At 74.0% G+C, this 19,686-nt stretch carries 17 protein-coding genes and 1 pseudogene; 11 read left to right on the top strand and 7 right to left on the bottom strand.

The genetic code is table 11. The features are described from left to right. Positions 1-39 precede the first annotated feature (39 nt). The 3 genes from GA0070214_RS09295 to cds1 are packed head-to-tail and all read left to right on the top strand — an operon-like array spanning position 40 to position 2,489. Complete coding sequence (locus GA0070214_RS09295; RefSeq protein ID WP_091261335.1) at positions 40-498, top strand: Lrp/AsnC family transcriptional regulator; 459 nt, start codon at positions 40-42, stop codon at positions 496-498. Positions 499-544: 46 nt separating this feature from the next. Then, positions 545-1,387, top strand: a complete 843-nt coding sequence (locus GA0070214_RS09290; RefSeq protein WP_091261333.1) for an SDR family NAD(P)-dependent oxidoreductase — start codon at positions 545-547, stop codon at positions 1,385-1,387. A 10-nt stretch (positions 1,388-1,397) separates the two neighbouring features. Then, complete coding sequence (gene cds1 / locus GA0070214_RS09285) at positions 1,398-2,489, top strand: L-cysteine desulfhydrase Cds1 (RefSeq protein WP_091261331.1); 1,092 nt, start codon at positions 1,398-1,400, stop codon at positions 2,487-2,489. Between the two features lie 4 nt (positions 2,490-2,493). Here cds1 and GA0070214_RS09280 read toward each other — a convergent pair whose 3' ends face one another. The 4 genes from GA0070214_RS09280 to GA0070214_RS09265 all read right to left on the bottom strand — a co-directional run bounded on the left by GA0070214_RS09280 (position 2,494) and on the right by GA0070214_RS09265 (position 8,644). Next, entirely contained in the window at positions 2,494-3,114 is a 621-nt protein-coding gene (locus GA0070214_RS09280; protein ID WP_091261328.1) for a putative glycolipid-binding domain-containing protein, read from the bottom strand. Between the two features lie 111 nt (positions 3,115-3,225). Continuing rightward, positions 3,226-5,280 carry a DEAD/DEAH box helicase gene (locus GA0070214_RS09275; RefSeq protein WP_244167604.1) on the bottom strand — a complete coding sequence of 685 codons (2,055 nt, stop codon included), beginning with the start codon at positions 5,278-5,280 and terminating at the stop codon, positions 3,226-3,228. 189 nt (positions 5,281-5,469) lie between these two features. Beyond that, on the bottom strand, positions 5,470-6,906 hold the full coding sequence (locus GA0070214_RS09270) for a hypothetical protein (protein WP_091261324.1): 1,437 nt from the start codon (positions 6,904-6,906) through the stop codon (positions 5,470-5,472). Between the two features lie 112 nt (positions 6,907-7,018). Beyond that, positions 7,019-8,644 carry a C40 family peptidase gene (locus GA0070214_RS09265; RefSeq protein ID WP_208602688.1) on the bottom strand — a complete coding sequence of 542 codons (1,626 nt, stop codon included), beginning with the start codon at positions 8,642-8,644 and terminating at the stop codon, positions 7,019-7,021. A gap of 241 nt (positions 8,645-8,885) precedes the next feature. Between GA0070214_RS09265 and mqnE the strand changes: the two genes are divergently transcribed. From mqnE to GA0070214_RS09245, 4 genes are all read left to right on the top strand, one after another. Continuing rightward, positions 8,886-10,055, top strand: coding sequence for an aminofutalosine synthase MqnE (mqnE, locus tag GA0070214_RS09260; protein ID WP_091261319.1), 1,170 nt, complete (start codon positions 8,886-8,888; stop codon positions 10,053-10,055). A 10-nt stretch (positions 10,056-10,065) separates the two neighbouring features. Further along, positions 10,066-10,494 (top strand): hypothetical protein, encoded by a 429-nt coding sequence (locus GA0070214_RS09255; RefSeq protein WP_091261317.1) that lies wholly within the window; start codon positions 10,066-10,068, stop codon positions 10,492-10,494. A gap of 85 nt (positions 10,495-10,579) precedes the next feature. Then, positions 10,580-10,858 (top strand): DUF4229 domain-containing protein, encoded by a 279-nt coding sequence (locus GA0070214_RS09250; protein WP_091261315.1) that lies wholly within the window; start codon positions 10,580-10,582, stop codon positions 10,856-10,858. A 53-nt stretch (positions 10,859-10,911) separates the two neighbouring features. Next, entirely contained in the window at positions 10,912-11,397 is a 486-nt protein-coding gene (locus GA0070214_RS09245; RefSeq protein WP_091261313.1) for a hypothetical protein, read from the top strand. A 57-nt stretch (positions 11,398-11,454) separates the two neighbouring features. Here GA0070214_RS09245 and GA0070214_RS09240 read toward each other — a convergent pair whose 3' ends face one another. Beyond that, a complete protein-coding gene (locus GA0070214_RS09240) occupies positions 11,455-12,816 on the bottom strand; it encodes a C39 family peptidase (RefSeq protein ID WP_091261311.1) in 1,362 nt (453 codons plus the stop codon). Between the two features lie 29 nt (positions 12,817-12,845). Continuing rightward, positions 12,846-14,165 (bottom strand): C39 family peptidase, encoded by a 1,320-nt coding sequence (locus tag GA0070214_RS09235; protein ID WP_091261309.1) that lies wholly within the window; start codon positions 14,163-14,165, stop codon positions 12,846-12,848. A gap of 207 nt (positions 14,166-14,372) precedes the next feature. Between GA0070214_RS09235 and GA0070214_RS09230 the strand changes: the two are divergent. From GA0070214_RS09230 to GA0070214_RS09215, 4 genes and pseudogenes are all read left to right on the top strand, one after another. Further along, a pseudogene (locus tag GA0070214_RS09230) lies at positions 14,373-15,677 on the top strand (M14 family metallopeptidase); the annotation flags it as partial. Between the two features lie 310 nt (positions 15,678-15,987). Then, positions 15,988-16,926 (top strand): ABC transporter substrate-binding protein, encoded by a 939-nt coding sequence (locus GA0070214_RS09225; protein ID WP_091261305.1) that lies wholly within the window; start codon positions 15,988-15,990, stop codon positions 16,924-16,926. Positions 16,927-16,997: 71 nt separating this feature from the next. After that, complete coding sequence (locus GA0070214_RS09220) at positions 16,998-18,107, top strand: FecCD family ABC transporter permease (protein ID WP_377462986.1); 1,110 nt, start codon at positions 16,998-17,000, stop codon at positions 18,105-18,107. Further along, on the top strand, positions 18,104-18,883 hold the full coding sequence (locus GA0070214_RS09215) for an ABC transporter ATP-binding protein (protein WP_091261303.1): 780 nt from the start codon (positions 18,104-18,106) through the stop codon (positions 18,881-18,883). The genes GA0070214_RS09220 and GA0070214_RS09215 overlap by 4 nt, the downstream gene beginning before the upstream one ends. An 8-nt stretch (positions 18,884-18,891) precedes the next feature. Here GA0070214_RS09215 and GA0070214_RS09210 read toward each other — a convergent pair whose 3' ends face one another. Beyond that, positions 18,892-19,650 (bottom strand): VOC family protein, encoded by a 759-nt coding sequence (locus GA0070214_RS09210; RefSeq protein ID WP_091261301.1) that lies wholly within the window; start codon positions 19,648-19,650, stop codon positions 18,892-18,894. Between the last annotated feature and the right edge of the window lie 36 nt (positions 19,651-19,686).

The following is a 19,686-nucleotide window of genomic DNA, read 5'->3' as shown; positions in this document are numbered from 1 at the left end:
GTGCCGGGCGTTACGCCCGAAAGGATAGGGTCACTCTCCGTGGATGCGATCGACCTGAGCCTCGTGGAGCTGTTGCGCGGCAACGCCCGCCTGTCGTACGCCGAGCTGGCCCGCCAGGTCGGCCTCTCCGCCCCGGCCGTGCACGAGCGGGTCGGCAAGCTGGAGTCGGGCGGCGTCATCCGGGCGTACCGGGCCGAGGTGGAGCCGGAGGCGATCGGGCTCGGCGTCACGGCGCTGATCGGCATCGTGGAGGACTCGACCGCCGACACCGACGACGTGCTGGAGGCGTTCCGGCAGATGCCGGAGATCGAGTCCTGCTATTTCATGGCGGGCGTGGAGTCCTTCCTGCTGAAGGCCCGGGTGGGCACCATCGCCGAGCTGGAACAGCTGATCGTCCGGCTGAACCGGACCGCCGGGGTGGCCTCCACCCGCACCGGCATCGCCCTGTCGACCAAGTGGGAGAACCGGCCCCAGCCGCTCGAATCCGCCGCCTCCTGACCGCCGCCCTCTGGCCCCGGCCCGCCCGGGGCGTTACCGTGCGCCGATGACGACTTCGGGGCGGGGTGCCGCCGTGGTGACCGGGGCGGCCGGCGGCCTCGGCCGCGCCATCGCCGCCGCGCTGCACGCCGACGGCTGGCGGGTGCTGCTCACCGATGTGGACGCCGACGCCGTGGCGGCCGCGGCGGCGCCGCTCGGCGGCTGGTCCCGCGCGCTCGACGTGCGCGACGAGGCGGCCTGCACGGCGGTGGCCGCCGAGGCGGCCGGGGCGCCGGACGGGCTCGGGCTCTGGGTCAACAACGCCGGCATCCTGGCCACCGGGCCGGCCTGGACGCACGACGCGGACACCCGGCGCCGGCTCGTCGAGGTGAACACGCTGGGCGCCATGAACGGCACCCACGCCGCCCTGACGGTGCTGCGGGCGCAGGGCCGCGGGCACGTGCTCAACGTCGTCTCGCTGGCGGGGCTGATCGCCGCCCCCGGCGAGACCGTCTACGCGGCCAGCAAGCACGCCCTGCTGGCGTACAGCCTCGGCACCCTGGCCGACCTGCGGATGGCCGGCGTCCGGGGCGTACACGTGTCGTGTCTCTGCCCGGACGGGATCTGGACGCCGATGCTGCACGACAAGCTCGACGACCCCGGCGCGCTGGCGTCCTTCACCGGGGCGCTGCTGACCCCGGAGCGGGTCGCCGCGCGGGCCGTGCGGCTGGCCCGGCGACCCCGGCCGGTGGTCAGCCTGCCGCGCTGGCGCGGCGCCCAGGTGCGGCTCCTGGACGCCTTCCCCCGGCTCGCCCTGGCCCTCACCCCGGTGGTCCGGGCCACCGGCCGCGCCGGCCAGCGGCGGCAGGCGCGCCGGACCCGCCCGGACGCGAGCCCACCCCGCTTGTAACGTTGCCGGCGTGACTCATCTCGACCGGTGTGACGAGGCCAGCCGGAGCTGGGTGACCGAGGCGATCGCCACGGTCGAGGCGGACGCCAACCGCTCCGCCGACACCCACCTCCTGCCCTTCCCGCTGCCGCGGGAGTGGGGCATCGACCTCTACCTGAAGGACGAGTCGGTGCACCCCACCGGCTCGCTCAAGCACCGGCTGGCCCGCTCGCTCTTCCTGTACGGGCTCTGCAACGGCTGGATCGGCCCGGACACCACCATCGTCGAGGCGTCGTCCGGCTCGACCGCGGTCTCCGAGGCGTACTTCGCGCGGATGCTCGGGCTGCCGTTCATCGCGGTCATGCCCGCCTCCACCTCGCCCGAGAAGATCGCCCAGATCGAGTTCCAGGGCGGCCGATGCCACCTCGTGCAGGACCCGGCCAAGGTGGTCATCGAGGCGCGCTGGCTCGCCGAGGACACCGGCGGGCACTACATGGACCAGTTCACCTACGCCGAGCGGGCCACCGACTGGCGGGGCAACAACAACATCGCCGAGTCGATCTACGCCCAGCTCGCCCTGGAGCGGCACCCCGTGCCGGCCTGGATCGTGGTGGGCGCCGGCACCGGCGGCACGAGCGCCACCATCGGCCGGTACGCCCGCTACCGCCGGCTGCCCACCAAGCTCTGCGTGGTCGACCCGGAGAACTCCGCGTTCTATCCCGCCTGGCAGGCCGGCGACTGGTCGGTCCGCACCGACAAGGGCTCCCGGATCGAGGGGATCGGCCGGCCCTGTGTCGAGGCGTCCTTCCTGCCCAGCGTGGTCGACCGGATGATGCAGGTGCCGGACGCCGCGTCGCTGGCCGCCATGCGCGCCGGCTCGGCGGTGCTCGGCCGCCGGGTCGGCGGCTCCACCGGCACCAACCTCTGGGGTGCCTTCGGGCTGATCGCGGAACTGCTCGCCGCCGGCCGGACCGGCTCGGTGGTCACCCTGATCTGCGACCCGGGCGACCGCTACGCGCACACCTACTACGACGACGAGTGGGTGGCCGGGCAGGGCCTCGACCTCGCCCCGCACCTGGCCACCATCGACCGCTTCCTGGCCGGCGGCGCCTGGCCGGCCTGAGGGGTCAGCGGGGATCGATCCGCTCGGCCAGCCCCGGGTAGCGCACCACGAAGCCCTCCGGGTCCACGTCCAGGTCGGCCGTGAAGGAGTCGCTGGCGTAGCGGACCTGGCCCGGGCCCAGCGAGGTGTAGACCTGCTCGGCGGGGAGCACCGCCAGACCGGGCAGCAGCACCCAGGCGGCGGTGATGGTCCGCGGCTGGTCGGCCGGGGCCCGGCCCAGGTTGAGCCGGCGCACCGGCAGGGTGTTGGTCAGCGGCGAGCCGCCCAGGTCGACGTCGAGCGCCTCGGCCAGCCGGTCCGGGTCGTCGGTGCCTGGCAGCCCGGCCGGCGGATGCCCGGCCGCGCGCAGCGCCGCGTCCAGGTCACCCTCCTCGCCGGTGCGCACCCGCCACCCGTCCCCGCCCCGTTCCAGGCGTACGCTCCGCGACCAGCCCGCGCCCTCCGCGGTGACCTCCAGCCGGCTGGTCGACCAGTCCGCGCCGACGGTCAGCTGGTAGCGGCAGGTGTAGGGGATCGGGTCGACGGCCAGCGCCACGCCCTGCGCGGTGAGCCCCTGCCGGTCGTCGAGCAGCACGTGCTCCGAGCCGGCGGTGTCGGTCCGGGTCCAGAAGAGCGACTTCGGCATTGTCGGCATGAACCGGACGTTACGCGACCGCGCCGACACCGGCAGCGGATGCACGAACGCCGCCGCCGAGCGGTGGCTCGACGGCGGCGTCGGTGTGCTGGTGTCGCCGGGTCAGTGGGTGCGGGCCGGCGCGCGGCCGCCGAAGCCGCGCCGGTCGTCGCGCGGCCGGTCCTCGCGGCCCCGCCCCTCCGACCGGAAGCCGCCCCGGCGCTCGGCCGGGCGGAACTCGCCCCGCTCGCCGAAGCGCCGCTCACCCCGGCCGTCGCGGTCGCCGAAGCGCCGCTCGCCCTGCGGGCGGTCCTCGTAGCGGCGGCCGTGGTCGCCGTGGCCCCGCGCGCCGTCCCGGTCGCCGTAGGTCCGAGCGCCGTCCCGGTCGCCGTAACCGCGGCCGCCGGTGGGCCGGTCGCCGTAGGGGCGCCCGCCGTCCCGCGCGCCGTAGCCGCGGCCCTCGGTGGGCCGGTCGCCGTAGGCGCGGCCGCCGGTGGGCCGGTCGTCGTGCCGCCGGTCGCCGCGGGCGTCCCGGTCGTAACCGCGCCCCGCGCCGGTCGGCCGGTGCTGGTCGCGCCCGGCCCGGTCGGCGAAGGGGCGGTCGCCCGAGGGCCGACCGTTGCCGCGCTCGTCACGGTCGCCGAAGCGCCGCTCAGCACGGTCGCCGAAGCGCCGGTCCTCGCGGTCGCCGAAGCGCCGGTCACCGCGCGCGTCCCGGTCGAAGCCGCCCCGGTCGGCCTGACGCCGCTCGCCGAAGCCCCGGTCGTCGCGGTCGAAGCGCCGCTCGCCGAAGGGCCGGTCGTGGCCGCGGCCGCCGGTCGGGCGGTCGTCACGGCGGTCGCCCCGGTCGAAGCTCCGGCCGGCCGGCCGGTCGCCGAAGCGGCGCTCGCCGCGCCCGTCCCGGTCGCCCGAGCGGCGCGGGCCGCCCCGGCGCGGTTCCGGCTCGTCGCGGACCGGCACCCCGCTGGGTTCGCGGGCGCCCGTCAGCTCGGCCAGCGCCGCGTCGCCGGCGCGGACCCGGGACTCGGCCGGCTCGACGCCTGCCTTCTCCAGCATGGCGAGCGTGGTCCGGCGCTGCTTCGGCAGCACCAGGGTCGCGACCGCGCCGGACTCACCGGCCCGCGCCGTGCGACCCGCCCGGTGCAGGTAGTCCTTCGGGTCCTTCGGCGGGTCGACGTGCAGCACCAGCGTCACGCCGTCGACGTGGATGCCCCGGGCCGCCACGTCGGTGGCGACCAGCACGTTCATCCGGCCCTCGCGGAACTCGGCCAGGGTGCGGGTGCGCATCCGCTGGGTCTTGCCGCCGTGCAGGCCGCCGGCCCGCACGCCGACGGCGGCGAGCTGCTCGACCAGCCGGTCGACACCGAGCTGGGTACGCGCGAAGAGCATGGTGCGACCCTCGCGGGCCGCGATGGACGCCGCGACGGCGAACTTGTCGTGCGGCGGGATCAGCAGCAGGTGGTGGTCCATGGTGGACACGGCGGCGGTCGGCGGGGCCGTCGAGTGGGTGACCGGGTCGGTCATGAACCGCTTGACCAGGGTGTCGACGTCGTTGTCCAGAGTGGCCGAGAAGAGCAGCCGCTGGGCGTCCGCCGGGGTCTTCGCCAGCAGGTCGGTGACCTCGGGCAGGAAGCCCATGTCGGCCATCTGGTCGGCCTCGTCCAGCACGGTGATCTCGACGTCGTCGAGGTTGCAGACACCCCGCTCGATGAGGTCGCCGAGCCGGCCCGGGGTGGCCACGACGATCTCCACGCCGCGGCGCAGCGCGTCGATCTGCCGGTCGTACGGGACGCCGCCGACGGCGGTCTTCAGGAAGATGCCGACCGCCTTGCCGAGCGGCATCAGCGCGTCGTTGACCTGCATGGCCAGCTCGCGGGTCGGCACCAGGACCAGGGCGCGCGGGTGCAGCGGCCGGGCCCGGTTCCGCTCGGCGAGGCGGGCGATCACCGGCAGGCCGAAGGCGAGGGTCTTGCCCGAGCCGGTCTGGCCCCGGCCGAGCACGTCGCGGCCCGCGAGGGCGTCCGGCACGGTGGCCCGCTGGATCTCGAACGGGGTGGTGATGCCCTGCCGGGCGAGCGCCTCGACCAGCTGGCGGGGCAGGCCGAGCGCGGCGAAGTCAGGGGTGTCGATGGTCTGGTCGGCGGACGGGGACGTGCCAGGGGCAGCGAACGTGGTCAAGAAATGCCTTTCGAGCGGGGCGCATCTTCGCGATGGCCCGCCGCGGCTTCGTGACGCCGCCGATTCGCCCGCAAGATCGCCCATGGGCGCGCGTAACGGGCGCGCCGGGTCAGTGATCTCCACAAGTGTACGGCGGTCCGGCGAACCCGCCACCGCAGCGCGCGGCCGTAGTGGGCGGGCTCACCCCGGTCACCTGGTCAGCGCGTTGCCGGTGAGCCCGCTCAGGGCGTCGTTGGCCAGGAAGACGACCACCAGGCTGATCGCGACCAGCAGCGCCAGTGCGCCGGCCAGCACGATCACCACCTTGGTGTTGCTCGACCGGGTCGCCGGGGCGTCCTCGGCCCAGCCCTGGGCGAGGATGTGCCCGGTCAGCGAGCCGGAGTTCTCCAGCGGGTTGCCCTGGGGGAAGGAGACCGTGGCGAAGCCCGGCCCCTCGGTGCCGCCGTATGCGGTGCCGGCCGGGTCGGGACCGCTCGGCGCGGCGGCCGGCGGGCGGGTCACCTGCCTCGGCCCCGGCTGGTGGCCGGCCGACCCGGACCGGTACTCGGTCGGGTTGGTGGACGGCGGCCAGGTCGGCAGGGCCGGTGCGGGCACCGCCGGTGGGGCGGTGGGGAGCGGCGCCGCGGCGGACTGCGCGGCGGCCCACGGTGCGGCGGGCGCGCCCGGCTTTCCGGTGCCCGCGAACGGCGCCGACGCCGGTGCGCCGGCCATGGCGGGCGGCGGCGGGAACGGCGGTGCCGGCATCGGGCCGGGCGGCGGCGGAGGTGGGGGCACCGGTGGTCCCGGCGGGGGCGCCGGCGGCCCCGGCACCGGGGGCACCGGTCCCGGTGGGGTCGGGCGGGGCGGTGCGGGCACCGGCGGCGCGGGCCGGAACGGGGGCTCCGGCGCCGGCACGGGAGGCGCCGGAGAGGGCGGGGTCGGACCCGGTACGGGGGTCGGCGCCGGCTCGGGCTCCGGCACGGGCGGCGTCGGGGGCTGGGCCGGCTCCGGCGGCTGTGCCGGTTCGGGTGGCTCCGGGTTGACCGGACCCGCCCGGTAGACCTTGGCGCTGCCCGACGTGCCGGCGGCCGCGGCGGCGGCGACGTCCTCGGCCGACGCCCGGGTCAGCCCGGGAACCGACGCGCTGGCCCGGGCGTGTTTCTGTGCAGGGACCGGGGCCTTCGTGCCGAGCGGCTGGTCGGCATCCGCATCCGGCGCCTCGGCTGCCGGCGTGGGCAGCCCGGGCGCACCGGCGACATGCGCGGGGCCGGGAGCGGGCTCGGTGGCCGGGGCCCCGCGGGCGGGGGCGGGAGAGCGCTCGGCGGCGGTGAAGGCGGACCAGGTCGAGGCCGACGGGACGGACGCGCCCGGTCGGCGCCGGTCCAGGGCCGGGACGGGCTCGGCCGGACCGTTCGCGCGGTAGGTCCCGCTGCCGGACGGGCCCGGCGACTCCTCGGACGGCGGTGGGACCACGGCGCCGGCGACGCTGACCCGGGCCCGGGCGACGGTCACCGGAGCAACCGGGCCCGGCCGTTCCTCGGCGGGGTCGGCCGGCCGCTCCTCGGCGGCGGGGTCGGCCGGCCGGTCGGCGGCGTCGGGCGCGGATCCGGGGTGGACCGTCTCCGCCGGAACGTCCTGCTCGCCCATCTCGCCCCTCCGCGCCCCACGCTCGCCCCCGACCGGTGGCGCCGGTCGGGCGTGCCTGGATTCCACCGTGCCACATCCCGGCCCGGGAGCACAGCCGGAGTGGACGGTTGGGTCAGTCGGTGGCGCTGGGGCTGGCCGTGCTGCTCTCGGCCGCGCTGCTCGCCGGAGCGGCCGAGCTGGTGCTCGGCTCGGCGCTCCCGGCGCCCTCGCTGCTGGTCGGCGACGCGCTCGGGCTCGGCGGCGCGGACGTCGGCGGCGGCGGTGTCGTGGTGCTCGGCGAGGTCGACGGGCTGGGCGTCGGGCTCGACGTGCTGGGCGTCGGCTTCGGCGTGGCCGTCCTGGTCGGCTTGGGCGTCGCCGTCTTCGTGGGCTTCGGCGTCGGATTGGGCTTCGACGGGGTGGCCGGCGGAGTGGTCGGCGGGGTGGTGGGCACCGTCGGCGCCGGGGTGGCGGGGGCGGGGACCGCCCCCGCCGGGGTGGCGGGGGCGGGGACCGCCCCGAGCACCCGGGTGGCGGCGTAGAGCCGGGACCACCGGACCACCGAGATCTTGACGACGTCGCCGGTCCGCGGCGCCTCGACCATCTTGCCGTTGCCGATGTACATGGTGACGTGGTGGATGCTCGTCCAGCTGCTGCCCGACGCGAAGAAGAGCAGGTCACCCGGCAGGAGCGCGTTGGGGTCGACCGTGCGCGAGCGGGTGGCGTAGTACTGGTCGCGGGAGACCCGGGGCAGCCCGTGGTAGCCGGCCGACTGGTAGGCGGCGAGCACGAGGCCGGAGCAGTCGAACCGGTCCGGCCCCTCGGCGGCCCAGAGGTAGGGATCGCCGAGCTGGGCGAGGGCGTAACGCACCGCGGCCAGGGCCCTCGGGTCGGCGACCCGGCCGCTGACGCTCTGGTTGACGACGTACGAGCTGCCGAGCTGCTGTTCGGCGGCGTCCTCGCGGCGCTCGATCTCGCGCAGCTTGGCCGCGTTGTCCCTGCGGAGCTTGAGCAGCGTGGCTTCCTGCTTGTGCAGGTCGGTCTCGACCCGGGTGTACTCCGCGGCCTTCTCGGTGGCGCGCCGCGCGGCCGAGGCGTGCGCCTCGCGGGCGACCTGTTCGGCTGCGGTGGCCCGGGCGAGTTCCCCGGTCACCGCGGTCGTGGCGCCCTCGGCCTTGTCGCCCCGGGTGATCCGCTGGAGGTTGGCGAGCTCGCGCAGGCTGGCCCCGAACTCGCCGGGAGGCAGCGCCGCGTCGGCCTTGACGGCGTCGGCGGCGGCGTTCTTCGCGTTCTCCTGGGCCCGGAGGAGCGCGTCCTGGGCCTCCTTCAGCCGGGCGGCGGCGAGGGTCAGGTCCGCCTGTGCGGTGTCCCGTTCGCCCTTGACGCCGAGCAGGGTGTCGCCGAGCTGGGCGACCTGCGCGTCGACCTGGTTGATCTGGGCGATCAGCGGGCCGTCGGCCGGGTTGGTGACGGCTGGCGTGGTGCCGGGGAGACCCGGCGTGCGGCCGGGCCCGCCGGTCACGGTGCCGGGCAGGCCGGGAACGGCGCCGGGCACGGTGGGGAGCTGGAGGGTGCCGGCGACCTGGGGGCGGGAGCCGGTGCTGGGAACGGTGTCGGGCAGCGGGTCGGCCCAGGCCGGCGTGGCGAGCGCGGCGGCCGCGACCGCTCCGAGCAGGGCGGACCAGAGGGCCGGACGCAGCACCGGCGAGACCACCGGATAGCGGCGTCGTCGGCGTCGGCCCTGGGTGCTGTCGACCATTCCGCTCCCGTCCGGTCTGGTGTCTTCCGCGCGAGGTGGGCGCGGTGAGGCAGGACGGTACCGGTGTGTGTTCCGCCCCATCCTGTCTTACCTCACCGGCGCAGCTATGTCGATGCGCGGAGCGTGACGGTCGCCGGGGAGTCCGGTGAAGTAGGTCGCTGCGGTTGACCGGGCCGCCGGTTCGTCCGGCCCGCGACGTACGCTCGACCGGGACCGCAGGTGGAAGGGACGTGGCTTTCGGATGGACGCCGGACTCAAGCGTGAGCTCGAAGCGAAGGTCTATGCGGGGGAGCGGCTCACCCGCGAGGACGGCATCGCCCTCTACGAGAGCGACGACCTCGCCTGGCTGGGGCGGCTGGCCCACCACAAGCGCACCGAGATGGACGGTGACCGGGTGATGTTCAACGTCAACCGGCACCTCAACCTGACCAACGTCTGTTCCGCCTCGTGCGCGTACTGCTCGTTCCAGCGCAAGCCGGGCGAGAAGGACGCCTACACGATGCGCATCGACGAGGCGGTCCGCAAGGCCAAGGAGATGGAGGACGAGCAGCTCACCGAGCTGCACATCGTCAACGGCCTGCACCCGACGCTGCCGTGGCGCTACTACCCCAAGGTGCTCCGCGAGCTGAAGGCGGCGCTGCCGAAGGTCAACCTCAAGGCGTTCACCGCGACCGAGGTGCAGTGGTTCGAGAAGATCAGCGGCCTGGGCGCCGACCAGATCCTCGACGAGCTGATGGACGCCGGCCTGGAGTCGCTCACCGGCGGCGGCGCGGAGATCTTCGACTGGGAGGTCCGGCAGCACATCGTCGACCACGCCTGCCACTGGGAGGACTGGTCGCGCATCCACCGGCTGGCCCACTCCAAGGGCATGAAGACGCCGTCGACGATGCTCTACGGCCACATCGAGGAGCCCCGGCACCGGGTCGACCACGTGCTGCGGCTGCGCGAGCTGCAGGACGAGACCGGTGGCTTCCAGGTCTTCATCCCGCTGCGCTACCAGCACGACTTCGTCGACTCGGCGGACGGCAAGGTCCGTAACCGGATCCAGGCGCAGACCACGATGGCCGCGCCGGCCGAGTCGCTCAAGACGTTCGCCGTGTCCCGGCTGCTCTTCGACAACGTGCCGCACGTGAAGTGCTTCTGGGTCATGCACGGCCTCTCGGTGGCCCAGCTCTCGCTCAACTTCGGCGTCGACGACCTGGACGGCTCGGTCGTGGAATACAAGATCACCCACGACGCCGACTCGTACGGCACGCCGAACACCATGCACCGCGAGGACCTGCTCGACCTGATCTGGGACGCGGGCTTCCGTCCGGTCGAGCGGAACACCCGCTACGAGATCGTCCGTGAGTACGACGCGGCCCCGTCGCTGGCCGAGCGCCGCGCCGAGCCGCAGCAGGTCTGGGCCTGACCGCACGTCGATGAGCACCGAGGAGCAGCAGCGCAGCTTCCCCCGGCGGGACGCCGAGGGGCGCATCCTCACCCTGGGCGACCTGCTCGGGGTGACCCTCGCCGGGCTGGTGATCGGGGTGCTGGCGCTGGTGCTCTTCGAGTGGGCCTTCGCCACCATGGGCGCGGGCGAGTTCGGGCGGACCAACGGCTGGCTGGCCGTGATCCTGCCGCTCTGGCTGTTCTGGGACGACTTCCGGGCCTGGGAGTTCGGCGCGGCCCGGGTGCTCGCCGCGCTGGCCGGGCTCGCGCTCGGCGTGTTCGCCGGGCTGCTGGCGGCCGGCCTCGCCGCCGGCCTGCCGGCGCTGGTCTCCGGCGCGCTGGCGGCGGCGGTGTTCACCGTGGTCTACGCGGTGGTCTGGTTTCATGGCGTGCACTGGCTGGCCCGGCGGACGGGCTGAGGCGTGAGAGAGAAGGAAGTGGCGGCGTGAGCGCGAGGAGTGAGCCGGGTTTGCGAGCCCCGCAGTCGCGAACCGAGGCGTCGCAGTGAGCGCGGCGGTCAAGTACACGCTGGGCCGGATCGGGCTGTTCGTCGGCGTGCTGGCGGCCCTCTGGTTCGTCGAGATGAACATGTTCCTGCGGCTGATGCTGGCGCTGGTCTTCTCCGCGGCGCTGTCGTTCTTCCTGCTCCGCGGCTGGCGCGACGAGATGGCCGGTGAGATGTCCGAGGCGGCGGAGCGGCGCCGCGCCGAGAAGGACCGGCTGCGCTCCGCGCTGGCCGGCGAGGACCAGGCCGAGCGGACCGACGAGCGTCGGGAGAGCTGAGCCGCCGGAAACGGGGCAGCGGGATCGCACCCCGACCGCTAGGGTCTGCCGCCGTGAGTTTCCTGAACACGATCAACGGGTGGCGGACGAAGGTCTTCGTCTGGATCGGCCTGCCGGTCATCGCCGCCATCGGACTGATGCTGAGCGTCACCGACCTCGCCCCGGCCTGGGAGGCGAAGAACGGTGGCGGCACGCCGGGCACGTTCACCGCGGTGAACGAGGAATGCGGCCGGCGTAACTGCGAGTGGCACGGGACCTTCGTCGCCACCGAGGGCGGCGCCCAGCGCGCCGACGTGATCCTCTACGACGCGCCGGACGGGCTGACCGCGGGTGCCACCGCCCCGGCGCTCGACTCCGGTGCCCGCAAGGGCGTCTTCTCCACCGCCGGCGGCTCGACCTATCTGCTGGTCACCGGGCTCACCCTGGCCGGCGTGGCCGCCCTGGTCGCCTGGGTGTGGATCATCGTGCGGGCGATCCGGAACCGCCGCCGCGCGGAGGAGCCCGCCGCCCCGCCGGCCTCGTTCGCCCCGTCCGTCTGACCAGACCCGGGCCCGGCGCGATCCCCCGACGGAGGAGCGCGCCGGGCCCGGGGCGTTTCACCAGTTGGTCGAGCCCGGCACGACCGGCCAGGGCTTGTCGGTCGGCTTGATGAGGTACGCGATACCGCCCGAGCCGGAGGCCACGGTGCCGTTCGCCCGGTACCGCTTGGTACGCAGCCAGATCTGCTCGAACTGCTCCCGCTTGTACACGTTGCGCACGGCGTCGTTGGACGACGAGGCCGGGTCGTTGACGATCACGTCACCGTCGGCGGTGAAGCCGACGATCACGAACAGGTGCCCGGAGGTGCCGTAGTTCGCCGTGTCCAGCTCGCTGGCGAGGAAGGACTGCGAGGTGATCACCGGGATGCCGGCCTTGATGAAGCGTTCCACCTCGTCCAGCGAGTGCATCCGGGTCACCCGGGCGTCCAGGCCCGGGAAGCTGGCCGCGTACGCGGTGTTGAACGGCCAGTTGCCGGCGCCCTCGTACTCGTAGTCGTAGGTCATCCGGGCGGCGTGGTCGACCGTCGGGTCGGCGTAGCTCGGGTCGACCCAGGCGGTGTCCTCGGCGGAGGGCTTCCGGCCCCAGTACTCGACCACCATCTCCGTCGAGGTGGGGGAGCACCAGGCCTCCCCGCCGTTGTCGAACTCGGGGTACTCGCCGATGTGGACGTTCTGCGAGTAGCGCGGCACGGCCAGTTCGGTGCCCCAGGCGATGCCGCCCTTGCTCGGGGCGACGGTGAACCGGTCCGGCACGTTGGAGCTCATGGCGCCGAGCATCCAGACCCGCGGCGAGGCGGTCTGCCCCGGCGCGCGGTAGAGGGTCAGCCGCAGCTGGTACGACCGCAGCAGCACGCCGGCCTTGGCGTCGTCGATGGAGAACGTGTCGGTCCAGATGGTCGACCAGGGGTCGCCCTGGCCGTCCAGCGTGGACCGCTTGATGTCCTGGTCGCCGGAGGCCCAGCGGCCCATCACGTACCAGCCGTCCCTGCCGGCCCCCTCGTCGGTGTGCTGCCCGTTGTTGTAGGTGCCGCGCAGCTCGACCTGGATCCAGGTGCCGGCCGGGGTGGCGGCGTTCCACGACGCGACCAGCTCGGTGGCGTCGAAGCCGACCTGCCGCTCCGGCGAGGTCCAGGTCGCGTACTCCCAGGTCCGGGTCGTGCCGGTGTGCTCGTCGGTGAACTCGGTGGTGCCGGCCGGCTGGCCGATGGTGATCCCGGTGCGGTGCCCCGGGATGGCGTGCGTGCCCTGGTGGGTGCCGCCGCGCCAGTCCGGGTACTTGGACCACTCCTGGAAGGTGATCTGCTCGTCGTGCGAGACGACCGGCAGGTTGTTGTCGGCGTGGGCGGGCGCCGTCACACCGGCGAGGGCGAGCGCGGCGGTGCCGAGGAGGGCGACCGCACGCAGGACTGGTCTGACCATGTGTACTCCGTTGGGTGGGAAGGGATGGATCACCAGTTCGTGGAACCGGCCACGGCGGGCCAGGCCACGTCGGTCGGTTTGATCAGGTAGACGACGCCGCCGGAGCCGCTGCCGGTGCCGCCGTTCGCGGTGGTCCGCCGGGTACGCAGCCAGATCTGCTCGAACTGGTCGCGCCGGTAGACGTGCCGGACCGCGGCGTTGCCGGGCGAGGCCGGGTCGTTGGCGATCACGTCGCCGGTGGCCGTGAAGCCGACCACCACCATGAGGTGCCCCGCCGTGCCGTAGCCCGCCCCGTCGAGCTCGCCGGCGAGGAAGGACTGGCTGGTCACCACGGGGATGCCGGCCGCGATGAAGTGCTCCAGCTCGTCCAGCGAGTGCAGCCGGGTCACCTTGGCCTCCAGCCCCGGGAAGCCGGCCGCGTACGCGGTGTTGAACGGCCAGTTGCCGGTGCCGCCGTACTGCCAGTCGTAGGTCATCCGGGCGGCGTGGTCGACCGTGGGGTCGGCGTAGCCCGGGTCCACCCAGGACGTGTCGGCCGGCGAGGGCTTCCGCCCCCAGTACTCGACCACCATCTCGGTGGAGGTGGGCGAGCACCACGCCTCGCCGCCGCCGCCGTACTCGGGGTACTGGCCGGCATGGATGTTCTGGGAATAGCGCGGCACGGCCAGCTCGGTGCCCCAGGCGATGTGCCCGGCGCTCGGGGTGACGGTGAGCCGGTCCGGGACGTTCGAGCTCATGGCGCCGACCGAGCGGAGCACCGGCGTGGCGGTCGACGCCGGGTCCCGGTAGAGGGTCACCCGGAGCTGGTACGCCCGCAGCAGCACTCCGGCCGACGGGTTGGTGATCGCGAAGGTGTCGGTGCTGATGCTGGAGGTCTTGTCGCCCTGCCGGTCGACGCTGGTGCGCCGGATGTCGCCGTCGCCGGCGGCCCAGCGGCCCATGACGTACCAGGGGGTGCGGGTGCCGCTCGTGTAGGTGCCCTGGAGTTCGACCTGGAGCCAGGTGCCGGCCGGGGTGTCGGCGTTCCACGAGGTGACCAGCTCGGTGGCGGAGAAGCCGGCCTGGGTGAGCGGCGAGGTCCAGGTCCCGTACGCCCAGGTGCGCCGGGTGTTGCTGTGCGGATCCTTGTAGAGGATGGTGCCGACCGGGCTGGTCAGGGTCAGGCCGGCGGCGGTGCCGGTCGTGCCGGCCGCGGTCCCGCTCGACCAGGCCGGGCCGGACCAGCCCTGCCAGGTGATCTGCTCGTCGTGCGTGACGGTGGTGGTCGCGCCGGCCGGCGCGGTGGTGCCCAGGAGGGCGAGCGTGGTGGCGCCCGCCACGGCGGCCGTGCGCAGGGATGTCCGGTCCATGGCAGCTCCTCCAGGTGAACCGCATCGTTGCCGTTCACTGTCGCGCCTGGAGGGAAGTTTCGCCAGAGGTTCAGGCATGGAAAATCATTGCCGGCGTGACGATCCGGCCGGGATGGACCGTACGCAGTGACGGATGTTGATATGACCATGTGACTCCTGGTGAAGTGTGCGGACAACGGGACCGCCCGTACCCCGAGGAGGTTGTCCATGGCCCTCCGCACGTCCCCGCTCCGCCGCCGGCTCGCCCTCGCCGCCGCCGTCGGCCTGACCCTCGTCACCGCGCTCACCGGTCCGGCCGCCGCTCGGCCCGCCCCCGACGGTGAACCGGCCGCCGTCGCCTACCGGGTGCTCGGCCCGCGCACGCTCGCCGACCGGAGCGCCGTCGCCCGCACCGGAGCGGCGATCGACCACTCCGAACACGGCGTGCTGCACGTCACGGCCACCACCGCCGAGGCCGCCGCCATCACCCGGCTCGGCTTCCGGCTGGAGAAGGACGTCGCCCCGGCCCCGGCCACCGGCGCCGTCGCCTACGCCTTCCCGCCCGCCGACTCGAACTACCACGACTACGCCGAGCTGACCGCGGTGGTGAACACGGTCGTCGCCGACCACCCCGCCATCGCCCGCAAGCTCAGCATCGGGCGGTCCTACCAGGGCCGGGACCTGATGGCCGTGAAGATCTCCGACAACGTCGGCACGGACGAGAGCGAGCCGGAGATCCTCTTCAACGCCCAGCAGCACGCCCGCGAGCACCTGACCGTCGAGATGGCGATCTACCTGCTCAACCTCTTCACCGACAACTACGGCAGCGACTCCCGGATCACCAACCTCGTCAACTCCCGCGAGATCTGGATCGTCCCCACGGTCAACCCGGACGGCAGCGAGTACGACATCGCCACCGGCTCCTACCGCTCCTGGCGGAAGAACCGGCAGCCGAACAGCGGCTCGACGGCCGTCGGCACCGACCTGAACCGGAACTGGTCCTACCAGTGGGGCTGCTGCGGCGGCTCGTCCGGCTCGACCTCGTCGGAGACCTACCGCGGCCCGTCCGCCTTCTCCGCCCCGGAGACCGCGGCGCTGCGCACCTTCGTCAACAGCCGGGTGGTCGGCGGGGTGCAGCAGATCAAAGCGAACATCGACTTCCACACCTACTCGCAGCTGGTGCTCTGGCCGTACGGCTACACGTACAGCAACACCGCCACGGGGATGAACGCCGACCAGTACAACACCTTCGCCACCATCGGGCGGCAGATGGCGTCCAGCAACGGCTACACCCCGGAACAGTCCAGCGACCTCTACATCGCCGACGGCACGAGCATCGACTGGATGTGGGGGACCCACAAGATCTGGGCGTACACCTTCGAGATGTACCCCGGCTCGGCCTCCGGGGGCGGCTTCTACCCGCCCGACGAGGTGATCCCCGCGCAGACCTCCCGCAACCGGGAGGCCGTGCTGCTGCTCTCCGAGTACGCCGACTGCCCCTACCGGGCGATCGGCAAGCAGAGCCAGTACTGCTGACCACGAGGCACGGTGGGGCCCTGTCACCCGGGTCCCACCGTGCCTCCCGTCCGGACGATCTCCGCTGGTCATGCGCTACGGTGGCACCGACCACCCCGCAGCGAAGCCGGTGCGAAACCGGCGCTGTCCCGCAACTGTGATGCCCCGCACACGGCGTCGGCCCCGGCCGCCGCCGACACCCGTGGGGACGAGCCAGGTCGCCTGCGGCACGGTCGCGACTCGCGCTCTCGAGGAAGGGCGCCTCGCGGACGGGCCCGCCAGGTTCCTGTCGGCGAAGCACCACGCTCCTCGACCGACAGGAGGACCGATGTCCAGACGTACCCCCCGGCTCTTCGCCGCCGCCCTCGCGGTCGGCGCGCTGCTCCTCGGCGGCTGCGCCGAGAAGACCTCGAACGACACCCCCGCCGTCGGCGGCAGCTCGGCGGCGGCCGCCTTCCCGGTCTCCGTCGGCAAGCTGACCCTCGACAAGCGCCCCGAAAAGATCGTCTCGCTGTCGCCGTCGGCGACCGAGATGCTCTTCGCCATCGGCGCCGGCAAGCAGGTCACCGCCGTCGACGACAACTCGAACTACCCGGCGGAGGCGCCGAAGAGCGACCTCTCCGGCTTCCAGCCGAACGCCGAGGCGATCGCCGGCAAGAGCCCGGACCTCGTGGTGCTGTCGAACGACACCAACAAGATCGTCGACCAGCTCACCACGCTGAAGATCCCGGTGCTGCTCACCCCGGCGGCGGCCACTCTGGACGACACGTACCAGCAGCTCACCGACCTGGGCAAGCTGACCGGCCACCCGGCCGAGGCGGACGCCGTCACCAAGAAGATGAAGGACGACATCGCGGCGCTCACCAAGGACCTGCCGCAGCGGGCGAAGAAGCTCACCTACTACCACGAGCTCGGCCCGGAGCTGTACAGCGCGACCAGCAAGACCTTCATCGGCTCGATCTACGCGCTCGCCGGCCTGGAGAACATCGCCGACCCGGCGGACGCCGACGGGAAGAACGGCGGCTACCCGCAGCTCTCCCAGGAGGTCATCGTCAAGGCGAACCCCGACTTCGTCTTCCTGGCCGACACCAAGTGTTGCAAGCAGACCCCGGAGACCGTCAAGGCGCGCAGCGGCTGGGCCGGCGTCACCGCCGTGAAGAACAACCAGATCGTCGGCCTCGACGACGACATCGCCTCCCGCTGGGGTCCGCGGGTCGTCGACCTGCTCAAGGCGATCGTCGACGCCACCGCCAAGGTCCCGGCCTGACGGTGACCGTGCGACCGGCGGACAACGCCCACCGGCCGGCCGGGACGCCCGACGCGTCCCGGCCGGCCGGCATGCCCGACGTGAACCCGCCCGCGCCGGTGGGGAAGCGGCCTCCGGCCGGACCGGGTGCGACGGTCCGGCCGGCCGGGCTACGCACCCGCTGGCTGCTCGCCGGCATCGGCGCGGTGCTGGTGGCGCTGGTGGCGGGCGTCTCGCTCGGCCCGGTCAGCCTGCCGCCGGGCAGCGTCGCCGCCGAACTGCTCAACCTTCTGCCCGGGGTGCACCTGGACAGCGGGCTCACCGAGCGGGAGATCGCCATCGTCACCGAGCTGCGGCTGCCCCGGGTCGTGCTCGGCCTGCTCGTCGGTGCCCTGCTCGCCCTGGCCGGCGGCTGCTACCAGGGCGTCTTCCGCAACCCGCTGGCCGACCCGTACCTGCTGGGCGTGGCGGCCGGGGCCGGACTCGCGGTGACCGCCGTGATCGCGCTCGGCGCCGGGGCCGGTGGGGCGCTGACCGGGATGCCGCTCACCATTCCCCTGGCCGCGTTCGTCGGCTCGCTCGGCGCGGTGCTCATGACGTACCTGCTCGGCGCGGCCGGCGGGCGCGACCGGTCACCGGCCACGCTGATCCTGGCCGGGGTGGCGGTCTCGGCGTTCCTCTCCGCCGGGCAGACCTACCTGCTGCAGCGCAACTCCGACAGCATCCAGCAGGTCTACTCCTGGCTGCTCGGGCGACTGGCCACCGCCGGCTGGCACGACGTCCGGCTGGTCCTGCCCTACTTCGTGCTCACCGCCGTGGTGGTGCTCCTGCACCGGCGCGAGCTGGACGTGCTCTCCGTCGGCGACGACGAGGCCACCAGCCTCGGGCTGCACCCGCAGCGCTCCCGCTACCTGCTCATCGCGGCCGCCTCGCTGGGCACCGCCGCCGCGGTCTCCGCCTCCGGCCTGATCGGCTTCGTCGGCATCATCGTGCCGCACACCGTGCGGCTGCTCGCCGGGTCGAGCTACCGGGTGATCCTGCCCCTGTCGATGCTCTTCGGCGGGGCGTTCCTGGCGCTGACCGACGTGGTGGCCCGCACCGCCGCGGCCCCCGCCGAGATTCCCATCGGCGTGGTCACCGCCCTGCTCGGCGGCCCGTTCTTCGTGCTGGTCCTGCGCACCGCCCGCCGGGTGCTGACATGACCGCCCCCGCCGTGGAGCTGCGCGGCCTCCGGGTCGAGCTGGGCGGCACGCCGATCCTGGCCGGCGTCGACCTGGCGGTCGCGGTGGGCGAGTGGGTCACCGTGATCGGTCCGAACGGCGCCGGCAAGTCGACCCTGCTGCGCGCCGTCGGCGGCCTGCTGCCCGCGCCGGGCGCGGTCTCCCTCTTCGGTACGCCGATCAACTCCCTCCGCCGCCGCGACCGGGCCCGGGTGGTGGCCACCGTGGCGCAGTCCCCGGTGGTGCCGGCCGGCATGTCGGTCTTCGACTACGTGCTGCTGGGGCGCACCCCGTACATCCCGGCGCTGGGCCGGGAGTCCACGGCCGACCTGGCCGCCGTGCACGAGGTGCTGGACCGGCTCGACCTGGGCGCGTTCGGGCGCCGCGAGCTGGCCACCCTGTCCGGCGGCGAGCGGCAGCGGGTCTTCCTGGCCCGGGCGCTGGCGCAGGGCGCCACCCTGCTGCTGCTCGACGAGCCCACCAGCGCGCTGGACATCGGCCACCAGCAGGAGGTGCTGGAGCTGGTCGACCAGCTCCGCCGCGAGCACGACCTGACCGTGCTCGCCACCATGCACGACCTCTCCATCGCCGGCGAGTACGCCGACCGCCTGGTCCTGCTCGCCGACGGCCGGGTCGCCGCGGCCGGACCACCGCAGGAGGTCCTCACCGAGGCCCTGCTGGCCACCCACTACCGCGCCAACGTCCGGGTCATCCCCGGCGACCACGGCCCCCTCGTGGTCCCCGTCCGCCCCCGCTGACGGGCCGCTCAGCGGAGGGCCGTGACCGAGAACAGGGCGCCCTCGGGGTCGCGGAGCGCGGCGCTGCGGCCGGCCGGGTTGTCCCGGGGCGGGACGAGGATGGTGCCGCCCAGCTCGGCGGCCCGGGCCGCCGTGGCGTCCGCGTCCTCGACCGCGAAGTAGACCGACCAGTAGGCCGGCAGGTCCTCGGGCAGCGGCTCCAGCTGGGGCAGCATGCCCGCGACGATCCGGGCACCGCACCGCCACCCCGTGTAGGTGACCGGACCGGCCGCCCGCTCCTCGGGGTGCCAGCCGAAGACCAGCGCGTAGAAGTCCTTCGCCCCCTCGGGGTCGGGCGTGACCAGCTCGTTCCAGCACATCGAGCCGGGGGCGTTGAACAACTCCGCCCCCCGCATGGCCATCGGCTGCCAGACGCTGAACACCGCACCGGCGGGATCCGAGAGGACGGCCATCCGGCCCTGGTCGAGGACGTCGAACGGGGAGACCACCACCTGGCCACCGGCCGCCTCCACCCGGGTGGCGACCAGGTCGGCGTCATCGGTCGCCACGTACGTCGACCAGACCGGCACCTGGTCGTCAGTGGCGGGCGGCCCGGCCCCGGCGACCGCCCGGCCGTCCTTGAGGAACGTGGTGTAGCCGCCGGCGGTCGGCTCCGCGGACACCCGGCCGGTCCAGCCGAACAGCTCCGGGTAGAACCGCTTCGCGTCGTCCAGCCCGGGTGTGGCCAGGTCGGCCCAGCAGGGCGTGCCGGGCTCCACGCCGTCCACGCTGACCCCTCTCGCCGGGAGCGGCCCCGCTGGCAC

The organism is Micromonospora chaiyaphumensis, from assembly GCF_900091435.1.
Classification (GTDB): Bacteria; Actinomycetota; Actinomycetes; order Mycobacteriales; family Micromonosporaceae; genus Micromonospora; species Micromonospora chaiyaphumensis.
The sequence above is the reverse complement of the archived record's forward strand: the minus strand, read 5'-3'. Positions and strand labels throughout refer to the sequence as shown.

Coding starts and splice junctions, on each gene's coding strand:
- GA0070214_RS09290 (WP_091261333.1), top strand. CDS start 545: ATGACGACTTCGGGGCGGGGTGCCGCCGTGGTGACCGGGGCGGCCGGC.
- GA0070214_RS09280 (WP_091261328.1), bottom strand. CDS start 3,114: ATGCCGAAGTCGCTCTTCTGGACCCGGACCGACACCGCCGGCTCGGAG.
- GA0070214_RS09270 (WP_091261324.1), bottom strand. CDS start 6,906: ATGGGCGAGCAGGACGTTCCGGCGGAGACGGTCCACCCCGGATCCGCG.
- GA0070214_RS09265 (WP_208602688.1), bottom strand. CDS start 8,644: ATGGTCGACAGCACCCAGGGCCGACGCCGACGACGCCGCTATCCGGTG.
- mqnE (WP_091261319.1), top strand. CDS start 8,886: ATGGACGCCGGACTCAAGCGTGAGCTCGAAGCGAAGGTCTATGCGGGG.
- GA0070214_RS09255 (WP_091261317.1), top strand. CDS start 10,066: ATGAGCACCGAGGAGCAGCAGCGCAGCTTCCCCCGGCGGGACGCCGAG.
- GA0070214_RS09240 (WP_091261311.1), bottom strand. CDS start 12,816: ATGGTCAGACCAGTCCTGCGTGCGGTCGCCCTCCTCGGCACCGCCGCG.
- GA0070214_RS09235 (WP_091261309.1), bottom strand. CDS start 14,165: ATGGACCGGACATCCCTGCGCACGGCCGCCGTGGCGGGCGCCACCACG.
- GA0070214_RS09225 (WP_091261305.1), top strand. CDS start 15,988: ATGTCCAGACGTACCCCCCGGCTCTTCGCCGCCGCCCTCGCGGTCGGC.
- GA0070214_RS09220 (WP_377462986.1), top strand. CDS start 16,998: ATGCCCGACGTGAACCCGCCCGCGCCGGTGGGGAAGCGGCCTCCGGCC.
- GA0070214_RS09215 (WP_091261303.1), top strand. CDS start 18,104: ATGACCGCCCCCGCCGTGGAGCTGCGCGGCCTCCGGGTCGAGCTGGGC.